The sequence below is a fragment of the Tardiphaga sp. 20_F10_N6_6 genome, assembly GCF_052076045.1.
GTDB lineage: Bacteria > Pseudomonadota > Alphaproteobacteria > Rhizobiales > Xanthobacteraceae > Tardiphaga > Tardiphaga robiniae.
On sequence record NZ_CP197239.1, the window covers coordinates 3,661,581 to 3,682,092 of the forward strand.

Sequence of the window (20,512 nt, forward strand, 5' to 3'; positions counted from 1 at the left end):
ATACTAAAGATGTCGCGAATGACATAGCCCCTGATGTCACATCATGATGTCTAGTATTGAACCAGCCGCACTCCTGCGAGCCTTCTTCACGACGCGAACTGCTACTCGTCTGCGAATAACGGGCTAAAAGACGCTTTACATCTCATTTACTGAGAATTCACCGACGCGTATCCGCAATTGATATTTAACGGATAATCATCGGCTTGATGCGAATGCAACGGATAATGGTACCATCGCATTGACCGGCAGACGCAATTGGAGCATTCGGATAGTTGAGTCCACCGATAGTAGCCGAAATGATTAGTAACATTCTCGTAATGATAGCGCCGAAGCCGGTCCAACACTCCCTTCAGCTCAATCAATTTCACGTTCACTGCGAATCTGATCTGGCGTGAGTGCGGGCGATCCCCTGCCTGACGTCTCTGCGTGCTTGATCAGTGTCATCACGCGCAGCGATAGCGGAGCCGTGATCTGATATTTCGCCGCCAGCTCAACGACGACACCCTGCAAATAGTCAATCTCGGTGCGTCGATCGCGCTGCAGATCTTCCCACATGGACGAGCGCGCATTTGCGTCGATCTTCATCGTCCGCCCGAGCAGCATATTGAACAGGCCGTCAGGTAGCCGCAGCAAATGCGGCGTTAGTCGCGCAGGGATCGGCGTCGCCGAGATGGGCTTGATACCGGCGACTTTCAGAACGGCCAGGCCTTCCGCCATTTGATCGGCGAATAACGAGCGCCACGCGCGCTGTGCAAGCTGCGACCGCAGCGGTATATCCGACAGCGCATTGAGCGCGTTGTTCAAATTGACCAGCAGCTTACCCCACTGGACACCGACGATATCGTCGCTCGCAAGGACGGCAAGATGCGGCACGGATAGCTTCGAAGCGGTATCGGCCCCATCGCGTTCGACGACGATGTTTCCGGACGTTGCGCGGTGAACATGACCATCGTCCTTTGCGATGACATTAAATGGCACCATTCCGCCGAGGATGCGGCGCCCGGGCAGAGCTGCGCGGAGGACCGCAACATTGCCGACGCCGTTCTGCAGGCTGACGACGATCGCGTCTTGCGCTGCATGATCCGCGATCAGCCCCGCCATCTCCGCCGTATCGCCGCTCTTGACCGCGACCAGAATGATCTTCGCCTCGCTCATGATGGCGGGGTCATCCGACAGCCGCAGCTGGCCGGGGGCGAGACGTTGATCAAGTCCCTCGAAGCTCGTCAGCCTCAGACCGTGCCCCTCGATGCTGTCCACGATGCGCCGCCGCGCCAGTATGGCGACGTCGCGGCCGGCTGCCGCCAGGATGCCGCCCACGAAACAGCCGATACTGCCGGCACCGGCGATACAAATGGGCCGCGTTTCGATCACGTCATCTCCCGTTCATCCAGCATCCGTTACTAGCAAAATGCCGCAGCGCTGCCTATCGGCGGAACCGACACGCCTTGTAGGCGTCATACCGCGCAGCTATGCTTTCGCCGGGCTGGCAGAACAGGAGATGATCATGGGTTTGCTCGACATTCTGAATGGCATGGCCAACGGGCCGCGTGGCCCCAGCGATCCCGACGACAAGAGCGGCGGCATGTCGCCGATGACGATGGCGATCCTCGCGCTGCTCGCCTACAAAGGCTACAAGCACTTCACTGGTAGCCAACCGGCGGCACAGGGGCACGCGCAAGAAATCCCGCCGCCGAATACAACGCAGGCCAGCGTGCAGGATGGTGGCCTCGGTGGTATGCTTGGCGGCCTCCTCGGCGGAAATTCTGGCACTGCAGCAGGCGGTGGCGGCCTCGGCGACCTTCTGAAGGGCCCGCTCGGCGGTCTGTTGGCGGGTGGAGCTGCCGGCAGCGTGCTTAGCGGTGGCCTCGGCGACCTGCTCAAGCAGTTCCAGCAGAACGGCCATGGCGACGCCGCGGATTCCTGGGTCAGTTCCGGCCCGAACAAGCAGATTTCACCTAACGATCTCGGCGCCGCACTTGGCGCGGATCAGATCGCGCAACTGACGTCGCGCACCGGCATGTCCCGCGAGCAGCTTCTCGCGGAGCTGAGCAACGAACTGCCCGATGCCGTTAATCAGTTCACACCGCATGGCCGGCTACCCACGGAAGACGAAGTTAAGTCCAGCTGGGTTTAACGCGCACTTGAAAGAGGGGATATTGCTATGATCTGGATTCTCGTTGTGGGCTTTGTCGCTGGCATTGTCGCCCGCCTTCTATCGCCAGGACCGAACAATCCCAGCGGCTTCATCCTGACCACTATCCTGGGTATTGCCGGCGCATTCCTGGCGACGTTCATCGGCCAGCAGATCGGCCATTACGGCCCGAACCAGGGTGCCGGCTTCATCACCGCCACGATCGGCGCGCTGGTGGTGCTGTTCATCTGGAACAGACTGGTCGCCCGCCGGATGATTTCCGATCCGGGCAATCGCTGACGTGCCAGCAATCGAGAATGAAAAAGCCTCGGGCATCACCCGAGGCTTTTTGCTGTTTGACGCAGGTTTCCGATCAGGCCAGCAGATGCATGCCGGCATCCATCCGCACCAATTCGCCCGTCATATTGCTCGATGGCGACGTGGCGAGGAAGCAGATCAGGGCGGCGACGTCCTCCGCGGTCGAGGCCACCTTCAGCGGAACTCGCGCGATTACGGCATCGCGAACTTTGGCAGCGCCGTCCGCACCGCGTCCCTTGGTGAACCATGGCGTATCGATATAGCCGGGGCAGACCGTATTGACGCGGATCAGCGGAGCCAATGCACGGCCGAGCGACAGCGTCATCGAATTCAGCGCGCCCTTGCTGGCGGCATAGGCGACTGACGAACCGCCGCCCGTGATACCGGCCATCGACGAGACATTGACGACGGCCGAAGCACGACCCGACGCCTTGGCGCCGGCTTCGAGCAAGGCACGCGCCGCACGCACCATCTGATAGGGCCCGATCGTGTTGACCGCGTAGATGCGCTGGAAATCTTCCGCGGAAAGGCCATCGAGATCGTGATGCGGCACATGCTTGGTCATGCCGGCATTGTTGATCAGCGCATCGAGCCGCCCCCAGTGCTGGGCGGCCGCGACGATGTTCTTGCAATCCTCGTCCTTCGATACGTCGCCTTGAACCACGATGACTTCGGTTGCACCCGCATCGTGGCACAGCTCGGCAGTGGCTTCGGCTTCCTTCTGACTCGACGAATAGTTGATGACAATACGGGCGCCGTCCTTGGCGAGAATGGCGGCGGTCGCAGCACCAAGCCCCGATGCCGACCCTGTAATCACGACGCACAAACCGTCACTTGCCATCTGCATTTCCTCTGCTTGTTCTGACGCTGATGCGATCTATCATAATGCGGTCGCGCTGGTATACAACGCGACACAAGTTCGCTTTGCGGAATTAAATTGCGTCGCACCAACACATCATGCCGCCACCGCAGGCCCCTCTGCGGCCAGCCCGCTTGTCTTCCTTCCACCTTTTCCGCATCATGAATGCAAGAAAAGTGGCAGCGCCCATGCCCGGCATTCCCTGCCGAATGAGATGCGCTAGCACACGGGGAACGCCTTGACGGACGCAGACAATATCGTTGCGGAAACCGCGGAACGTATTTTCGCCGATCTCGCTGACGCACAGACCATCAATCACGACAAGAACGGCAGCTGGAAAGCGCCGCTCTGGCAGGCACTGACAGATGCTGGCCTGCCGCTCTCATGGGTGCCTGAAGAGTGCGACGGCTCCGGCACCAGCATGGCCGAAGGTTTCAGCGTCCTCAGCGTCGCCGGTCGCGCCGGCGTTGCGGTGCCGCTCGCCGAGACCATGCTGGCGGGCTGGCTGCTCGCGCAAGCCCAGATCAAATCGCCCGAAGGCATGATGACCGTCGCGCCGGCAAGCCCGCGCGATCGCCTCACGCTCAACGCGGATGGTACAATCACCGGCCGCGCACGTGGCGTGCCGTTCGCGACGGATGCGAAATACATCGCCGTCGTCGCCTCCGGAATCGGCGGTGCCTCTATTGCGCTGGTGGACGCCAGCACCTGCCGCATCGAAGCCGGGCTCGGTCTGGCCGATGACCCATCCGACACAGTGCATTTCGACGCTGTGAAGCCGGTGACCCTTCAATCTGCACCATCGGGCTTCGATCAGAACGCGCTGTTGCTGATGGGCGCACTCGTGCGCAGCCAGCAGATTGCCGGTGCACTGGAAACCATGCTCAGCATCGGCGTGAACTATTCCGGCGAGCGCGTGGCGTTCGAGAAGAAGATCTCGAAATTCCAGGCGGTGCAGCACAATCTGGCGAAGCTCGCAGGCGAGACCTCGGCAGCCCTCGCCGCTGCCAGTTCCGCGGCTGACGCCTTCTCCAGCGGGGCACCGCTTGACGACGCGCTCTTCCTCGAGGCCGCCGCTGCAAAGATCCGTTGCTCCGAGGCCGCCGAAAAGGGCGCCGCCATCGCGCATCAGGTTCTTGGGGCCATCGGCTTCACGCAGGAGCACATCCTGCATCGCTACACGCTGCGCGCATTGGCATGGCGCGATGATTTCGGCAGCGAGAGCTACTGGGCGGTCGAGCTCGGCAAACTGGTCGCTGCGCGCGGTGCCGACGAGCTGTGGCCTCTGGTCGCTTCGCGCTGATCGAATACAAGTAACGAGATCTTTCACATGACCGCAGCCCTTCGTTTCGATCCGATCCGCCTTCCGCCCGAATGCGAGCAGTTGCGCAAGGAAGTCCGCGCGTTCCTCGCCGAGGAAATCGCCGCCGGCACTTTCGATCCGCACAAGCCCCAGCGCGAGGACTCGGACAATCCCGAATTCAGCAAACGCGTAGGTGAGCGCGGCTGGCTCGGCATGACCTGGCCCAAGAAATACGGCGGCCACGAGCGCTCGTTCCTCGAACGCTACGTCGTTACCGAGGAGATGCGCGTGGCCAACGCGCCGGTGCGCCGCTTTTTCGTCGCCGACCGCCAGAGCGGCCCGGTGCTGCTGAAATATGCGCCCGAACATATCAAGATGGACATCCTGCCGCGCATCTGCCGCGGCGAGGTCTGTTTCTCCATCGGCATGAGCGAACCGAATTCCGGCTCCGACCTGTTCGCCGCCAAGACCAAGGCCACCAAGACCGACGGCGGCTGGCTGATCAATGGCAGCAAGATCTGGACGACCTCGGCGCATATGGCCGACTACATGATCGCGATCTTCCGCACATCGGCCCCGACCAAGGAAAACCGCCGCCACGGGTTGACGCAGTTTCTGGTCAATATGAAGAAGCCGGGTATCACGGTGAACCCGATCGCGCAGATCACGGGCCAGTATGAATTCAACGAAGTCGTGTTCACCGATCACTTCGTGCCCGACGACCACATGCTCGGCGAGATCGACAGCGCCTGGAAGCAGGCCACCAGCGAGCTCGCCTATGAGCGATCCGGCCCCGAACGTTTCCTTGAAACCTATTACGTGCTGACCGAACTGGTCCGTGCTGTCGGACCGAAGCCGGACACTCGCAGCGCCGAAGGCATCGGCCGCCTCGTCGCACAGCTGCACACAATGCGCCGCATGTCGGTGTCGGTGGCCGGCATGCTGCAGGCCGGCAAGGAGCCGGTGGTGGAAGCGTCCATCGTCAAGGATATCGGCACAATCTGGGAGCAGCAGTTGCCCCATCGCGTACGCGAACTCGCAGCCTTCGTCGACGACAACGCCTCGAACCACGCCACGCTGGACGAAATGCTCGGCTTCGCCATCAAGACGGCACCGAAACTCACCATTCAGGGCGGCACCACCGAAGTCCTGCGCGGCATCATCGCGCGCGGACTTGGTCTGCGCTGAGGCTCGTCGTTCCGGGGCGCACGCGCATCTTTGCGCGCGCGAACCCGGAACCTAGAAGTGATTTGAACACATCCAGATTCCGGGTTCACACCCGGCAAGCGCCGGGCGCGCCCCGGAATGACGAGGAAACAAATGACCACCTACAAAGACATCGCCGTCGAGACCCGTGGCCACATTGCGATTATCGAGATCCGCAAGCCGCCGCTGAATTTCTTCGACATCATGTTGATCCAGCAGATCGCCAATGCGCTCGACGAGATCGACGCCAATCCCGAGATCCGCGCCACGGTTCTATGCGCGCAGGGCAAGGCATTCTGCGCCGGCGCCGATTTCAGCGACCCGAACCGCAAGGAGACCGAGGCAGCCGCCAAGAGCGGCGACCCCGCCGACAATCTTGGCTCCATCGGGCATCTTTATATGGAAGCCGTACGCATCTTCCGCGCCAAGAAGCCGATCGTCGCAGCCGTACAGGGCGCGGCCATTGGCGGTGGCCTCGGCCTCGCGGTGTCGGCCGATTTCCGCGTCGCCTGCCCGGAAACCCGCTTCGCCGCCAACTTCACCAAGCTCGGCTTCCATCCCGGCTTCGGCCTGACGGTCGCGCTCACCGAAGTGGTCGGCAAGAACAATGCGGAGTTGATGTTCTACACCAGCCGCCGTGTGGGCGGAGAGGAAGCCCTGAAGATGGGCCTCGCCAATGTGCTGGTGCCGCAGGCCGAGGTCCGCAACGCCGCCATCAAGCTCGCCGAGGAGATCGCCGAATGCTCGCCGCTCGGCCTGCTCTCGACCCGCGCCACCATGCGCAACGGCCTCGCCGACCGCGTCGCCAAGGCGACGGAGCACGAACTCGCCGAACAGACGCGCCTGCGTAAGACAGAAGATTTCAAGGAAGGCGTTGCGGCGACTGCCGAACGCCGGGTGCCGAACTTCAAGGGGCGCTAAGTCCCCGTCGGGGTTGTTTTTCAAACCTCACTTGGAAATGGCCGGGTTCGTCCGGCCATTTTTATGTCATGGGCACTCTAGTCTTTCCGCACTACCAACGCATCGACGATGGTGGTGCCCTCGCCCGCCGGATGCACCAGTACCGGATTGAGTTCGATCCCGGCAATCTCGCCCTTGAACTGAGCTGCGAGCTGCGAGAGCTGCGCAATCAGCTCCGCCGCCGCCGACACGTCGGCCTTCAGCGCGCCGCGAAAGCCGTTCAGCAACGGCGCGGCCTTGAGTGCGCCTAGCATGGAAGCAGCCTCAGCGGCACTCACGGGCGCCGGGCGATAGACCACGTCCTTGAACAATTCCGCCGTCACTCCACCAAGACCGACCATCACCATTGGCCCAAAGGTCTCGTCCAGTAGTGTGCCCACGATGATCTCGACACCCTTGCTAGCCATCGGCGAAACGAGCACGCCCTGCAGCGCGGCCTGCGGTCGGTGCTGCCGGGCGCTGGCGGTTAGCGCATCATAGGCAGCTGCGGCTTCATTCTTCGTGGCGATGTTGACCCTGACGCCGCCAACCTCACTCTTGTGCGGAATGTCGCGCGACTGGATTTTCATCACCAGCGGGAAGCCGATCTTGGCAATCGCTGCATCCAGCAATGATCTGTCGGTGACAAGAACCTCGCTTGGCAGCGCGACACCGGCAATCTGCAGCAGCGTCTTGCTGTCATACTCGGAGAGCGTCGGCGCGGTCAGATGCTCAGCCAGATCATTCTGCGCAGGTGCCGCTGTAGCAACCGGCTCTACAAGTTTGAATCTTGCGTGATCAACAAGTCGCCGCAACGCTACACTGACATGGGTGAGGCCGGACAAAACGACGACGCCGGACTCGGCGAGACCCATGCGCGCAAAGTTCGACGGCAGCGTATAAGACCAGAACACAATCGGTTTGTTCTGCGCGGCAATGACGGGCTTCAGCTCCGGCGTCTTGAACGGCATCCGCGTCTCGCTCGACAGCGAGATGACCACCAGGATTGCATCGACCTCGTCAGACCTGTCGAGCAATTCAATGGTCTTTTGCAGCCCGCCGCTGTGCACTGCCTGGGCCGTGATATCGATCGGATTGCACGGCGATCCGTAGGACGGGATCAGCCCGCGAATCGTCGCCTGAACGCCGTCCGACAATTCGGGCACCTGCAGCCCCTGCGCCGACACGGCATCAGCGCCCCAGATACCTGCGCCGCCCGAGACGGTGACGACAGCGACGCGGTCGCCCTTCGGCAGCGGCGATGTGGTCAGCACGGCCGCGATCGCCACTGCTTCGTCGAGATCGTTGGAGACGATGAAGCCATAGCGCGCGAACACCGCATCATAGGCCGCCGTCCAGCCCGCCATACTGGCGGTATGCGAGGCTGCTGCGCGCTCGCCAGCACCGGAGCGGCCGACCTTTACAACGATGACGGGTTTGCCGAGCTCCGCCGCCTTGCGGGCCGCGGCGAGAAATTTGTCGACGTCACGAATGCCCTCAATGAACAGCAGGATCACATCAGTCGCCGGATCCTGCACCATGTAATCGAAGAATTCGCCTGCACCGAGATCGGACTCGTTGCCGGTCGAGATCACGGTGCTGAGAGCAATGCCGAGCGCTTTGGCGCGGTTATAGATCGCAAAGCCGATGCCGCCGGATTGCGCGACGATACCGATCCGCTTCGTGGTAGCGACCAGCTGCAGCTGATCCGACTTTACATCAACGGTCGGGCTGAAGGTCGCGGCAATACCGGCAATCTGGTTGTAATATCCTTCGGCATTCGGCCCGGATATGCGCATTCCGGTGCGTTTCGCCAGCGTCGCAATAGCATCCTGCATGGCGATGGAATCGCCGCCTTCTTCGGCAAAGCCGGAGGAAATGATGATCGCATGCCTGACGCCGAGTTTCGCGCAGTCCTCAAGCGCGCCGAGCACGACGCGCGCGGGAATGATCACGACGGCGAGGTCGATCGGCTGCCCAATGGCTTCGATGGTCGGATAGCACGCGAGCCCATCGATATCCGGATAGTTCGGATTGACCGGATAGATCGCGCCGGAGAACTGGTTTTTGCGCAGAAAGGAGAGAAGCAGGCCCGGGATCTTCGTAACATCGCGGGAAGCGCCAATGATGGCGATGCTGGATGGATTGAAGAAAAAGTCCAGCGGATGCGGACGTGTCACAGTCATGGCGTTTCCCGTTTATTGTTGTTGCCGTAGCGTTTCCGAGCGAAGTGGATACCGGTTCGCATGAAGGAAACGCGTCAAACAGGAACTGATCGTGCGGCGATTGCCGCGATCACGCAACGACGCGAAACGTGACCCCGGCCAGCAGAAATGCATCCCCGGCGCAGGGACATCCGCGTGCCCGTGCGCTGCCGAGCACCTGTGCGACGTCGTTGACGCGAAAAGTGATCCCGGTCATCGCTTCGCTCTTGCCCTTCGCGAAGCGCAAACAGCCGTTCGTGAACGCAATCTGCGGATCGTCGTTGCGGGCCGAGGTCAGCGGCACACCGATGATATTGCTCCAGTGCTGCGCCAGATCGTAATGGTCCGGACTCTGCAGCTCGACCTCGGTCAGCGCGCGCGTGATGTCATGGCGGATCGCCTCCTGCCAGTCCGGACCGGCCGGCGGATACGGCCCGAAATCGTCGTCGCTGTCTTTGGTGTGATTGAACTCGATGAAGGCGGCTCGGCAATCGCGTGGATGCAATTGCACGCCGTGATAGGGCGGATGATCGATCACATTGGCGGTGCGCACGCCGATGTTGGCGGCGAAGCGCCCACGCTCGTCGGGATCCTCGCAGGACAGGATCACCATATAGCCGCCGCGCCCGCCGGATTTCTCCATGAACCGCCCAGCCGCCGTGCCCGGCTGCGTCGGCGCGACCACTTCGAGCAACGTCGCCTCAACGGGCATCAGTGCATTTTCAAGCCCGTATTTGCCTACATGAGGATCGCGGTAGCAGACATTGAGGCCAAGAATGGCCGCGATATCGCTCACCACTGGCTCCAGATGCGGAGCGACCAGACAAACTTGCCGCAACCGCATCTGGCTCATGGTCATTGCCCCTTGAAGACCGGCTTGCGCTTCTCGACGAAGGCCTTGGCGGCCTCCTTGTGATCGTCGGTATCGCTGCAGCGGGTGTGATGGATCGCCTCGCCGTCGAAACAGGCTTCGAGCGTCATCGTCTCGGCATTGTTGATGTTGGTCTTGATATAGCCGTAGGTGATGCTCGGGCCCTGGGCGAGTGACATTGCCAGGTCGCGCGCCGCCTTCTCCACCTCGGCGTCGTCGACAACCTTGGTCACCATGCCGAGCGCCAGCGCTTCCTGTGCGGAGAGCACCGGCGACATCAGATAGAGCTCACGTGCCTTGGCGCTGCCGAGCATCTTGGTCAGAAAATAGGTGCCGCCATAATCGCCGGAGAAGCCGACCTTGGCGAAGGCCGTGGTGATCTTCACCGAGCTTGCGGCGACGCGCAGATCGCAGGACAGCGCGATGGAGAGGCCAGCGCCCGCGGCAGCGCCGTCAAGCTGCGCCACCACCGGCTTCGCCATCTGGTGCAGAATGCGCGACACTTCCATGCCGCGGCGCAGGTTGGCGCGCTTGGCCTCGAACGGCAGCGGCGCGCGGCCAGCCGCCATCGACTTGACGTCGCCACCGACACAGAACGTGCCGCCGGCGCCCTTGATGAGCACGGCGCGGACGTCGTGATCTTCCTGCGCACGGCGGGCCGCCACGACCAGGCCCTGTGTCATCTCCGGATTGAGCGCATTGCGCCGATCCGGACGATTCATGGTGATGGTCAGAAGACCGTTGTCGAGGTCCTGCAGGACGATGTCGCTCATGATTGCGCTCCTTGTTGTTGTTCTTGACCGTCCGGCAAGCTTTGGACCCTGACGATTACTTCTTCACCAGCGGGCAGCGCGAGGCTTCCAGCGGCTGGAATGCCTGCTCTGCGGGCACGGTTGCCAGCAGCTTGTAGTCGTCCCAGCGGCCCTTGGATTCCGACGGCTTCTTCACCTCGAACAGGTACATGTCATGCACCATGCGGCCATCCTCGCGAATCCGGCCATTCTTGGCGAACATGTCGTTGATCGGCGTCTCCTTCATGAGCTTCATGACCGGAGCCGAGTCCGTGGTACCGGCGGCCTTCACGGCCTTGAGATAATGCATCACCGATGAATAGACGCCGGCCTGGGCCGATGTCGGTACGCGCTTGGTGCGCTCCTGGAAACGCTTGGTGAACGCGCGCGTCTCGTCATTGAGATCCCAGTAGAACGCTTCCGCCAGGATCAGGCCCTGGGCGGTATCGAGACCGACGCTGTCGATGTCGGAGATGAAGGCCAGCAGCGGCGACAGTTTCTGTCCGCCGCTCCGCGTCAGGCCGAACTCGGCCGCCTGCTTGATCGCGGTGATCGTATCACCGCCAGCATTGGCGAGGCCGACGACCTTGGCTTTCGAGCTCTGCGCCTGCAGCAGGAAGGACGAGAAGTCGGACGTATTCAGCGGATGCTTGACCGAGCCCAGCACCTTGCCGCCGGCCTTGGTGACGACGGCCGTGGTGTCTTTCTCGAGGTCCGCGCCGAATGCATAGTCGGCCGACAGGAAGAACCAGGTGTCGAGACCGTTTTTCACCGTGGCGAGACCGGTCACATTGGCCTGCGCGTAAGTGTCGAACACGTAATGCACCGTATAGGGGCCGCAGGCCTCGTTGCTGAGGCGGATTGAACCCGGGCCGTTGAAGATGATGATCTTGTTGCGCGCGCGCGCGATCTCACTCGCAGCCAGCGCGGTCGCCGATGCCGCAACGTCGATGATCGCCTCGACACCTTGATTGTCGAGCATGTCGCGCGCGATGTTGGCGGACAGATCGGCCTTGTTGAGATGGTCCGCAGCAATGATCTCGATCTTGCGGCCCAGCACTTCACCGCCGAAATCTTCCGCAGCCATCTTCGCAGCGGTCTCGCTGCCGACGCCGGTGATATCGGCATACAGGCCCGACATATCGAGAATTGCACCGAGCTTCAGCGGCTTGGTCTGCGCCATGGCACTTGTGGCCGCGAATGCCATTGCTGACGCCAGCAGACCTGAAATGATCTTCTTCAAAAGTCCCTCCCTCAGACGCGCCGTTGTTGTTCGTGCGCGGTGTTGTTGTTATCGCGATCATGCCGCAATGGAACAACAGCGGCAAGCGGCGGCGCTGCCAAGAATAGCTGCAAAGACATCAAGGTTTTCCGCAAAGCGGAATGGATTTCTGGCTATGATAGACGAGAGGTTGACCGGAGTTCGCAAGGTGGCGTGATGCGTGCCGCATCAGCAAAGTGTGACGTGTCGCGTGCCGCAACGCTGTTGCTGGCAGTGACAGCCTTTTCAACATCCGCGCAATCTGCGTCGGCGGCCTGCATGTTTGCCGCCCAGGGCGAAGGTCGTGTCGCCGACGTGATCGATGTCAGAACATTGCGTTTGAGCGACGGCAACGTGATCCGTCTGGCGGGGATCGAGCCGATCGCAAACTCATCAGGGCCGACGAATGATCTCTTCGCACTGGCCTCCGGCCGTGATGTCACCTTGTACGGCGAAAGCGACATGCCGGATCGCTACGGCCGACAACCGGCTTTTGTCTTCGTCGATCCCACTGCGCCGTCGCTCCAGGCGCAGCTTCTGGCACAGGGCGCCGCCCTCGCCTCTGGCGCGATTTCCGACAAGGCCTGTGCGGCGGAACTCGCCGCTGCAGAAGGCTTGGCCCGCCGGCTGAAGCGCGGAATCTGGGCTCAAACCAACGTCATAAAAAACGCGGAAAGTCCCGGCGATATCTTGGCCGATGTGGGGCGTTTCGGGGTGGTCGAGGGGCGGGTTCTGTCGGTTCGCCAGGCCGGGACGGTGACCTACGTCAATTTCGGGCGTCGCTGGACTGAGGACTTTGCGGTGACCGTTTCAAGGCGCATGATAGCCGCCTTCGAGACGACAGGAATTATGCTTAAGTCCCTGGAAAGACGACATATTCGCGTTCGGGGATGGATCGAGAGGCGCGGCGGGCCGCGGATCGAGGCGCTCGGGGTGTGGCAGATCGAAGTGGTCGGGGACAAGTAGGCCACTTGGGCAGCAAGATCGCTTGAGCGAAGATGATTTGGGCGAATGGGCTGTTTGGGCAGAGAGTGGACGACGTGACGGGTGTGGGACGGCAAACCAGCTTGAGCCGCCGCCTTTGGGCTGCGCCTGCCCTGCTGTGCGCCGCGCTCGCTCTATCGGCCTGCGGCGATGCCAGCCGGTTCGAGGCCGCCTCGTCGGTCAAGCCGACGGTGCCGGCCAAGCCGCCGAAGCCTGCCGTGGTGCAGACCCCGGCCGCCGAGAAAGAACACGAGCGCATCCTCGCATCCTATGGCGGCGCCTATGACGACCCGCGGCTGGAATCACTGATCACCAAGACCGTCGATCGGCTGGTCGCTGCCTCTGAGCGACCGGACCTCGCCTACAAGGTCACGATCCTCAATTCGGGCGCCGTCAACGCCTTTGCCCTGCCGACCGGACAACTCTATGTCACGCGCGGCCTGATCGCGCTGGCCAGCGATACATCCGAGATTTCATCGGTGCTGTCGCACGAGATGGCGCATGTGCTGGCCAAACACGCGTCCATCCGCGAGGAGCAGGCACGGCAGGCATCGATCGTCACGCGCGTCGTCACCGATATGGGCAGCGATCCCGATCTCACTGCGCTCGCGCTCGCCAAATCCAAACTGACAATGGCGAGCTTCTCGCGCGCGCAGGAGTTCGAAGCCGACGGCATCGGCGTAGGCATCTCGGCCCGCGCAAAGTTCGATCCCTATGGCGCGTCGCGCTTCCTCGCGGCGATGGAGCGTAACGCGGCGCTGAAGGCCAGCCGCACGCCGCTCGATCCCCGCGCGCAGGACTTCCTCTCGTCGCATCCGGCGACGCCCGAGCGCGTGCAGAATGCGCAGGCCAATGCGCGGCAATATTCTTCGCCGGACGGTGGCGAGCGCGATCGCGAGACCTATCTCACGGCCATCGACGGCATCGTCTATGGCGAGGACCCGAGCGAGGGCTTCGTGCGCGGCCGCCGCTTCCTGCATCCCAAGCTCGGCTTCACCTTCCAGGCGCCAGAGGCGTTCACCCTCGACAATACGGCGCAGGCAGTGATCGGCGTGCGCGAAGGCGGCAATCAGGCCATGCGCTTCGATGTGGTCCGCGTACCATCCGAACAGACGCTGAGCGACTATCTCAATTCCGGATGGATGGAGAATGTCGACAAAGCCACCACGGAAGAGCTGACCATCAACGGCTTCCCGGCAGCGTCCGCCATCGCGCGCGGCGACCAGTGGCAATTCCGCGTTTACGCGCTGCGCTTTGGCAGCGACGTCTACCGCTTCATCTTCGCTGCCAAGCAGAAGAGCACCGAGAGCGAACGGAACGCCCGCGACACCGTCAACTCGTTCCGCCGCCTGACCCTGGCCGAGATTCAGGCCGCCCGTCCGCTGCGCATCAAGGTGATCACCGTGCAGCCCGGAGACACCGTGGAGTCACTGTCGCATCGCATGAGCGGCGTCGATCGTCCACTGGAGCGCTTCCGCGTATTGAACGGGCTCGAGAACAATGCCAGCGTGAAAGCCCGCGACCGCGTCAAGGTCGTGGTGGATTGAGATCCACCCAAGTACTTGCTCATAGACAACAAAAAAGCCCGGCCTCTCGGCCGGGCTTTTCGTATTCAACTTGCGGGACGCTGCTTATGCAGCCTCGTCCGCGGCGGCGACATCATCGTCACCATCGCTGTCGGCCTCGTCAGCACCGGCTTCAGCGCCTGCCTCGGCCTTGGCGCCACGGCGCGGGCTCTTGGCGAGCTGGCCTTCGATCTCCTTGACCGCTTCGGTCTCGGTGACGTGCTGAACCACAGCGATTTCGCGCGACAGACGATCGAGAGCTGCTTCATACAGCTGACGTTCGCTGTAGGACTGCTCGGGCTGCGAGTCGGAGCGGAACAGATCGCGGACCACTTCGGCGATGGCAACGATATCGCCCGAGTTGATCTTCGCTTCGTATTCCTGTGCGCGGCGCGACCACATGGTGCGCTTGATGCGGGCACGGCCCTTCAGTGTCTCCAGCGCGCGCTTGACCAGCGCCGGCTCGGACAGCTTGCGCATGCCGACATTCGCGACCTTCGCGGTCGGAACGCGCAGGGTCATCTTGTCCTTCATGAAATTGATCACGAAGAGTTCAAGCCTGGCGCCTGCAATTTCCTGCTCTTCGATGGCGAGGATCTGGCCAACACCATGCGCCGGATAGACAACGAATTCGTTGGTCTTGAAGCCCTGACGCTGGGTCAGTGGCTTCTTCGGCTCTTCGACGCGCGGAGCCGCAGCGGGCGCCGGCTTGGCGGCAACCGGTTTGGCAACGACCGGCTTCGCAGCAACCTTGGCAACTTCCTTCGGCGCAGCAGCCTTCACAGCAGGAGCGGCGGCGGGAGCCTTCGCGGCCGGTTTCGGCGCAGCAGGCTTGGCGGCAGTGGTCTTCGAAGCAGCAGCCTTCGGGGCAGGTTTGGCAGTCTTGTTGGGCATTGCACTTCTTTTATTTTTGGAGGACTTTTCAGCCGCAGCCTTCGCGGCGGTCCGGGTGTCCTTGACAGGAGCCCGGGCACGGCCTTTGGTGACAGAATTCTTCGCAGCAGGACCCTTCACAACGCGGCTCGCCGCAGTTGTTTTCTTGGAAGCCTTCGGATCCAAAACCTTCGAAGCAGTAGCCTTCTTCGAAACAGCAGCCTTGGAAACACTCTTTTTACGCGTTTTCTGTGACACAGCCTGCGCGTGGAAACCGCCACGCCCCTGTTTGATGTTTAAACGGGAACCCGGCAGGGCCAAATCGAGCGGCACCACATGGTCCAGCTTCTTGAATTGTGCCTATTATAGCACATTTCCCGCAAAAATCAATGATTTATGCCCTGTCGCGGCGGCTCGGCGGCCGCTTCCGGGGCATAATCGGGGCTAGGGTAAATTTCGTGTGGCTGGGGGTATCGGGGTCACCCAATCAATTGCTTGATCGTTGTGACCGGGGAACTCAGTCGCCCTTGCCAGGCGCCGCCGAGAAATACTTCTCGTACTTGCCTTCCTGACCATCGAATTCCTTGGCTTCGGGCAGTTCGTCGATCTTCTGGGTGATGTTCGGCCACGTCTTGGCGTGTTCCAGATTGATCTGCAGCCACTTCTCGATATTGCCTTCGGTATCAGGCTTGATCGCGTCCGCCGGGCATTCGGGCTCGCAGACACCGCAATCAATGCATTCGTCCGGATGGATGACCAGCATGTTTTCACCCTCGTAGAAGCAGTCCACGGGACACACTTCGACGCAGTCGGTGTATTTACATTTGATGCAATTGTCGGTGACGACGTAAGTCATCCAGAACTCCGGAAACGATCGATATTCAGTGTTTGCGTAGCGCACCAACCCCGCTGCCGCAAGGGACGCGGCCGGCATGGGTCAGGGCATTTCGACCAAGGAAAAAGCCTGCCACGAAACCATCGTTGGACGCGGCATCTAGCCTAGATAGTTACTCCGGAAGGTGTTGCAAATCGGTATAGAGCACGCGCGCCGCAGTGGCATCGCCGCGCCGTTCCGAGAAGCCCTCGACCTTCATCACCCGCACGGTGCGATCCAGCGCCACCGTGAGCACGTCGCCGATCTTCACACCATGGCCCGGCGATTTCTCGCGCTCGCCATTGATGCGAACCTTGCCGCCTTCCACCAGCGCAACGGCACTGGTGCGGGCCTTTACCACCCGCGCGTGCCACAGCCATTTATCGAGACGCTGGCGCTCCAACCGACACACCACCAAATGGCGGCTCGGTGCCGCCTCACATGACCTGCATCAATCCTTGCGGCCGCTGAGCTGCTCCTTGAGCGCGGCGAGTTTCGCGAAGGGGGAGTTCGGATCGATCGGACGGTCCCGTTCGCGCGGTGCGGCCGATGTGGCGAATGGGCGGGTCGCGCCGCCGCGGTCGTTGCCACGGCCCTCACGGCCCTTGTCGCCGCCCTTGAAGGGGCCTTTGCCCTTGCCCTGGAAGCGTTCGCGCTCACGCGGCGGACGACCGGCATCGCCCGGCTTGTTGTTGTCGCGGTTACCGCGATTGCCACGGTTGTCGCGGTTCGGCGCACCTTCAGCGGAGACCGCGGCGGCCGGCGCGTCGCTGCGCGGACGGCGGAACTCGTTGTTATTGTTGCGATCGCGGCGGCCCTGGCCACCCCGATCGTTACCGTTGCGGTCATGCCGCTCGCGCTGCGCGCCGTCGGCCACGGCGCCTTCGGCGGGAGCCGACTGCGCAGCGCCCTGCGGGGCGTTGGTATTGCGATGATGACGGTTGCGGTCGTGGCGCGGCGGACGGCGTTCTTCCGAACGGCCACCCGGGCGCCAGACTTCGACCAGTTCGGGCTCGGCAGCGACGGCAGGAGCCGCAGCGGCGTCGCCCTCGGCAGGCGCAGCAGCATCAGCCACTGCAGCAGGTGCGGTCTCGGCAACAGTCCCGGTTTCGGCAACGGCCGCAGCGGGCTCTGGCTGCGCTTCGACGGAAGCCGTCTCTTCAACGGGTGCAGCTTCAGGCGCGGCGCTGGGCACCAGTGCGACTTCAGGCAACAGCGATGCCGACGGCACGGCTGCAGCTTCCACGGCCGGGGCCACTTCGGTCGCAACCTCGGCAGGTGCGACATCCGCAGCCGCGATCTCAGCCGTCTCGGCCGCCTCAGCGGCAGCCTCGACTGCAATGACATTGTCCTCACCGGGCTTGTCAGCCTCGGCAAGTCCCACCAGGGCGTCGGGCTGATCGCCGGTGTTGTCGTCCGCCTTGGCCTCGATCGGCGTCGTCGCAGCGACCGGCTTCGGCGGTGCCGGCGGCAATGGCGCCTTCTTCTCCATGCGATAGCCCAGGGCACGCAGGATCGAGGCGAAATCCTCGCCGGCCGAGCCGGTGAGCGAGGTCATCGCCTGCGTCACCACGAAGTGGCGCCCATCAAAGGCGCCGGCGGGCTTCTCGCCCGGCGAGGCTTCACGCCACGCGAGCGCGGGACGGATCAGATCGGCGAGACGTTCGAGAATATCGACGCGCACGGCGCGCTCGCCGCACTGGCGATAGCCAAGCACGCGATAGGCATCGCGATCGAGCAGCTTGTCGACAGGGAAGGATGTACGGCCCGAGCCTGCGAGATGCTGTGCGCTCGACAGTGCCGACATGTCGACATTGTCTTGCTTCAACGCCCAGAGCAGCGCCGCGAGCGAACGCCCAGCAGGCTTCAGCAGACCGGGAATATAAATGTGGTAGGCGCCAAAGCGCACGCCGTATTTGCGCAAGGTCGCGCGCGACGGCTGATCGAGATCCTTCATCTCGGTCGCGATCTTCTGCCGCTCCAGCACGCCCAGCGCTTCGGTGAGCTGGAAGGCGATGCCGCGCGCGATGCCGGTGATGTCTTCGGCCTTGGTCAGATCGAACAGTGGCCCGAGCAGCTTCTCGATATGCGTCTTCAGCCAGAGATCGAGGCGGGCCTGAACCGCATCGCGCGGCGCGCCGGAGAGGCGCTCATCAGCGATGATGCGGAGACGGGGATGCAGCACATCGTCGGCTGCAACCAGACGGGCCACCGCATCGCCGGTCCATCGCATGGTGCCGTCGGAGGCGAGCACAAACTGATCGTCCGGCGCGTTGCCGAGCTTCTCGGCGCGCGCGTCGATCTCGCCGGCCAGCGCCTTCAGCGCTGTGGCCTGCAAGGCCTTCGCATCCGAGCCAGCCTCGGCCGCATCGGGCAAAAATGTAAATCCGTCGAGACGGCCAATTACATGGCCCTCTACGATCACTTCGCCCGTCTTACCAATTTCAGTATTCAGCATCGTGTTTTCCCGCAAGCGGCGCATCAATACACTGGTACGACGATCAACGAAACGCTCAGTGAGCCTCTCATGAAGGGCATCTGACAGTTTATTTTCCAATTCGCGCGAAATTCCCTGCCAATGATCAGGATCTGAGAGCCAATCGGGACGATTTGCCACGAATGTCCAGGTCCGGATTTGCGCGATTCGGCCCGATAATGTGTCGATATCGCCATCGGTTCGGTCCGCTTGCGCGATTTGAGCGCCAAACCAGGCATCGGGGATGCGCCCACGCTGCATCAGGAAGTTGAAGATAGTGACTACCAGCTCTGCGTGTGCAGCGGGCGCGATGCGGCGGTAATCTGGAATCTGGCAGGCGTCCCACAGTTTCTCGACGGCGGCCTTGCCCTGCGCCATTTCGCGCACGTCGACGTCACGGACGGCATGATCGAGCACGCGCAGGTCTTCGGCGATCGGCGCACGGGTCAGCGCCTCGTGGCGCGGCACCTCCGCCAGCGACACCTGCAGCGACGCGATCGACGAGAAATCCAGCTTCGAATTGCGCCACTGCAGCACCTTCACCGGCTCGAAGATGTGGTTCTGCAGCTGATTGACGAGTTCGGGCTCGAACGGCTCGCAGCGGCCTGTGGTGCCGAAGGTACCGTTGCGCGTGGCGCGGCCGGCGCGGCCGGCGATCTGCGCGAATTCCGACGGCGTGAGGCGGCGGAATTGATAGCCGTCATATTTGCGATCACTGGCAAAGGCGACGTGGTCGACGTCGAGATTGAGGCCCATTCCGACCGCGTCGGTTGCCACTAAGTAGTCAACGTCACCGTTCTGGAACATCGCGACCTGCGCGTTGCGCGTGCGCGGCGACAGCGAGCCCAATACCACTGCAGCGCCGCCGTGCTGGCGCTTGATCAGTTCGGCGATGGCGTAAACTTCGTCGGCGGAAAACGCGACAATCGCTGTCCTGCGCGGCTGCCGCGTGATCTTGCGATCGCCGGCAAATTCCAGATGCGACAGCCGCGGCCGCGTCACGATGCTGGCGCCGGGCAGCAGCCGCTCGATGATCGGGCGCATGGTGGCGGCGCCGAGCAGCAGCGTTTCGTCGCGGCCGCGGCGATGCAGGATGCGATCGGTGAAGACGTGGCCGCGCTCCAGATCTGCCGCGATCTGGATTTCATCGACGGCCAGAAATGACACGTCGAGATCCCGCGGCATCGCCTCGACGGTGGAGACCCAGTAGCGCGGCTTGGCGGGCTTGATCTTCTCTTCGCCGGTGATCAGCGCCACGGCTTCGGGGCCGACGCGGTCCAAAATTTTATTATAGACCTCGCGCGCCAGCAGCCGCAGCGGCAGGCCGATGATGCCGGACGAATGCGCCAGCATGCGCTCGATGGCGAGGTGGGTCTTGCCGGTATTGGTGGGGCCGAGCACTGCGGTGACGCCGGCGCCGGGGGCCCTGCCGTTGGACAGCGTGGGCGGAGAAGACAAAAAGGCCATGTTTTTCAGATATTTCCGCGTCGCCGACTGTCAAGACCGAGACAGGTTACGACGCTTCAGAGCCGCGCTTTTTGATGGTTTGGAACGAGTCCGGAACGAAAGCGGCCCGAATCGGTGACTCGGCACCTCCATGGCCGCATCACCCCAACATCTCGCGCTGACATTCTCCGAGACTGACTAGATCAAGTTTGTGACAGCGCAACAAGGGCCGACAAATCCCCGAAGTTATGAACAGCGCACGGACTCCGAACCGGCTTTGAGTCAAGCCGGGATCCTGCGCAAATCCTGCGGCGCGTTTGCGACGATGCTGCGATGGCGCACTTTGTCTTGCGGCAATCCTGCGGCAGCGTCCCGTCTCGGTCCCTCATGGTGAGGAGCGCGGCTTCGCGC

General features: G+C 62.4%; 17 protein-coding genes. 7 read left to right on the plus strand and 10 right to left on the minus strand.

Annotated elements, in window-relative coordinates:
- Positions 1–354: 354 nt before the first annotated feature.
- The gene (locus tag AB7813_RS17675) at positions 355–1,371 is read right to left on the minus strand and encodes a 2-dehydropantoate 2-reductase (protein WP_439065195.1); all 1,017 of its coding nucleotides are present in this window, start codon (positions 1,369–1,371) and stop codon (positions 355–357) included.
- Between the two features lie 133 nt (positions 1,372–1,504).
- Here AB7813_RS17675 and AB7813_RS17680 point away from each other — a divergent pair, with 133 nt between their 5' ends.
- Both AB7813_RS17680 and AB7813_RS17685 read left to right on the plus strand, forming a co-directional pair.
- Positions 1,505–2,134, plus strand: a complete 630-nt coding sequence (locus AB7813_RS17680) for a YidB family protein (RefSeq protein ID WP_231078917.1) — start codon at positions 1,505–1,507, stop codon at positions 2,132–2,134.
- 27 nt (positions 2,135–2,161) lie between these two features.
- On the plus strand, positions 2,162–2,431 hold the full coding sequence (locus tag AB7813_RS17685; protein WP_309942377.1) for a GlsB/YeaQ/YmgE family stress response membrane protein: 270 nt from the start codon (positions 2,162–2,164) through the stop codon (positions 2,429–2,431).
- Between the two features lie 73 nt (positions 2,432–2,504).
- Here AB7813_RS17685 and AB7813_RS17690 read toward each other — a convergent pair whose 3' ends face one another.
- The gene (locus tag AB7813_RS17690) at positions 2,505–3,290 is read right to left on the minus strand and encodes an SDR family NAD(P)-dependent oxidoreductase (protein WP_439065196.1); all 786 of its coding nucleotides are present in this window, start codon (positions 3,288–3,290) and stop codon (positions 2,505–2,507) included.
- 256 nt (positions 3,291–3,546) lie between these two features.
- On the opposite strand from AB7813_RS17690, the gene AB7813_RS17695 reads away from it, so the two are divergent.
- The 3 genes from AB7813_RS17695 to AB7813_RS17705 all read left to right on the plus strand — a co-directional run bounded on the left by AB7813_RS17695 (position 3,547) and on the right by AB7813_RS17705 (position 6,738).
- Positions 3,547–4,611, plus strand: coding sequence for an acyl-CoA dehydrogenase family protein (locus AB7813_RS17695; protein WP_439065197.1), 1,065 nt, complete (start codon positions 3,547–3,549; stop codon positions 4,609–4,611).
- A 27-nt stretch (positions 4,612–4,638) separates the two neighbouring features.
- A complete protein-coding gene (locus AB7813_RS17700) occupies positions 4,639–5,799 on the plus strand; it encodes an acyl-CoA dehydrogenase family protein (protein ID WP_120287384.1) in 1,161 nt (386 codons plus the stop codon).
- 132 nt (positions 5,800–5,931) lie between these two features.
- Positions 5,932–6,738, plus strand: coding sequence for an enoyl-CoA hydratase/isomerase family protein (locus AB7813_RS17705; RefSeq protein ID WP_439065198.1), 807 nt, complete (start codon positions 5,932–5,934; stop codon positions 6,736–6,738).
- 77 nt (positions 6,739–6,815) lie between these two features.
- Here AB7813_RS17705 and AB7813_RS17710 read toward each other — a convergent pair whose 3' ends face one another.
- From AB7813_RS17710 to AB7813_RS17725, 4 genes are all read right to left on the minus strand, one after another.
- Positions 6,816–8,942 (minus strand): acetate--CoA ligase family protein, encoded by a 2,127-nt coding sequence (locus AB7813_RS17710; protein WP_439065199.1) that lies wholly within the window; start codon positions 8,940–8,942, stop codon positions 6,816–6,818.
- Between the two features lie 109 nt (positions 8,943–9,051).
- Positions 9,052–9,813, minus strand: a complete 762-nt coding sequence (locus AB7813_RS17715) for a hypothetical protein (protein WP_439065200.1) — start codon at positions 9,811–9,813, stop codon at positions 9,052–9,054.
- 2 nt (positions 9,814–9,815) lie between these two features.
- A complete protein-coding gene (locus tag AB7813_RS17720) occupies positions 9,816–10,604 on the minus strand; it encodes an enoyl-CoA hydratase (RefSeq protein WP_439083929.1) in 789 nt (262 codons plus the stop codon).
- A gap of 55 nt (positions 10,605–10,659) precedes the next feature.
- Positions 10,660–11,865, minus strand: coding sequence for an ABC transporter substrate-binding protein (locus tag AB7813_RS17725; RefSeq protein WP_439074450.1), 1,206 nt, complete (start codon positions 11,863–11,865; stop codon positions 10,660–10,662).
- A 195-nt stretch (positions 11,866–12,060) separates the two neighbouring features.
- Between AB7813_RS17725 and AB7813_RS17730 the strand changes: the two genes are divergently transcribed.
- Both AB7813_RS17730 and AB7813_RS17735 read left to right on the plus strand, forming a co-directional pair.
- The gene (locus tag AB7813_RS17730; protein ID WP_439083928.1) at positions 12,061–12,849 is read left to right on the plus strand and encodes a thermonuclease family protein; all 789 of its coding nucleotides are present in this window, start codon (positions 12,061–12,063) and stop codon (positions 12,847–12,849) included.
- A 101-nt stretch (positions 12,850–12,950) separates the two neighbouring features.
- On the plus strand, positions 12,951–14,414 hold the full coding sequence (locus AB7813_RS17735) for a M48 family metalloprotease (protein ID WP_374725594.1): 1,464 nt from the start codon (positions 12,951–12,953) through the stop codon (positions 14,412–14,414).
- 84 nt (positions 14,415–14,498) lie between these two features.
- Here AB7813_RS17735 and AB7813_RS17740 read toward each other — a convergent pair whose 3' ends face one another.
- The 4 genes from AB7813_RS17740 to AB7813_RS17755 form a co-directional block, all read right to left on the minus strand.
- Positions 14,499–15,563: a CarD family transcriptional regulator gene (locus AB7813_RS17740; protein ID WP_439059997.1), complete on the minus strand. Its 1,065-nt coding sequence runs from the start codon at positions 15,561–15,563 to the stop codon at positions 14,499–14,501.
- Positions 15,564–15,822: 259 nt separating this feature from the next.
- Positions 15,823–16,161 (minus strand): ferredoxin FdxA, encoded by a 339-nt coding sequence (gene fdxA / locus AB7813_RS17745; RefSeq protein WP_068730400.1) that lies wholly within the window; start codon positions 16,159–16,161, stop codon positions 15,823–15,825.
- 151 nt (positions 16,162–16,312) lie between these two features.
- Entirely contained in the window at positions 16,313–16,582 is a 270-nt protein-coding gene (locus AB7813_RS17750; protein WP_093757514.1) for an RNA-binding S4 domain-containing protein, read from the minus strand.
- A gap of 48 nt (positions 16,583–16,630) precedes the next feature.
- Positions 16,631–20,122, minus strand: a complete 3,492-nt coding sequence (locus AB7813_RS17755) for a helicase-related protein (RefSeq protein WP_439083927.1) — start codon at positions 20,120–20,122, stop codon at positions 16,631–16,633.
- Positions 20,123–20,512 lie beyond the last annotated feature (390 nt).

Bases quoted from the DNA above. Each gene is read 5' to 3' on its own strand.
- AB7813_RS17680 (WP_231078917.1), top strand. From the start codon at position 1,505: ATGGGTTTGCTCGACATTCTGAATGGCATGGCCAACGGGCCGCGTGGC.
- AB7813_RS17685 (WP_309942377.1), top strand. From the start codon at position 2,162: ATGATCTGGATTCTCGTTGTGGGCTTTGTCGCTGGCATTGTCGCCCGC.
- AB7813_RS17690 (WP_439065196.1), bottom strand. From the start codon at position 3,290: ATGGCAAGTGACGGTTTGTGCGTCGTGATTACAGGGTCGGCATCGGGG.
- AB7813_RS17700 (WP_120287384.1), top strand. From the start codon at position 4,639: ATGACCGCAGCCCTTCGTTTCGATCCGATCCGCCTTCCGCCCGAATGC.
- AB7813_RS17705 (WP_439065198.1), top strand. From the start codon at position 5,932: ATGACCACCTACAAAGACATCGCCGTCGAGACCCGTGGCCACATTGCG.
- AB7813_RS17710 (WP_439065199.1), bottom strand. From the start codon at position 8,942: ATGACTGTGACACGTCCGCATCCGCTGGACTTTTTCTTCAATCCATCC.
- AB7813_RS17715 (WP_439065200.1), bottom strand. From the start codon at position 9,813: ATGAGCCAGATGCGGTTGCGGCAAGTTTGTCTGGTCGCTCCGCATCTG.
- AB7813_RS17720 (WP_439083929.1), bottom strand. From the start codon at position 10,604: ATGAGCGACATCGTCCTGCAGGACCTCGACAACGGTCTTCTGACCATC.
- AB7813_RS17730 (WP_439083928.1), top strand. From the start codon at position 12,061: ATGCGTGCCGCATCAGCAAAGTGTGACGTGTCGCGTGCCGCAACGCTG.
- fdxA (WP_068730400.1), bottom strand. From the start codon at position 16,161: ATGACTTACGTCGTCACCGACAATTGCATCAAATGTAAATACACCGAC.
- AB7813_RS17755 (WP_439083927.1), bottom strand. From the start codon at position 20,122: ATGGCCTTTTTGTCTTCTCCGCCCACGCTGTCCAACGGCAGGGCCCCC.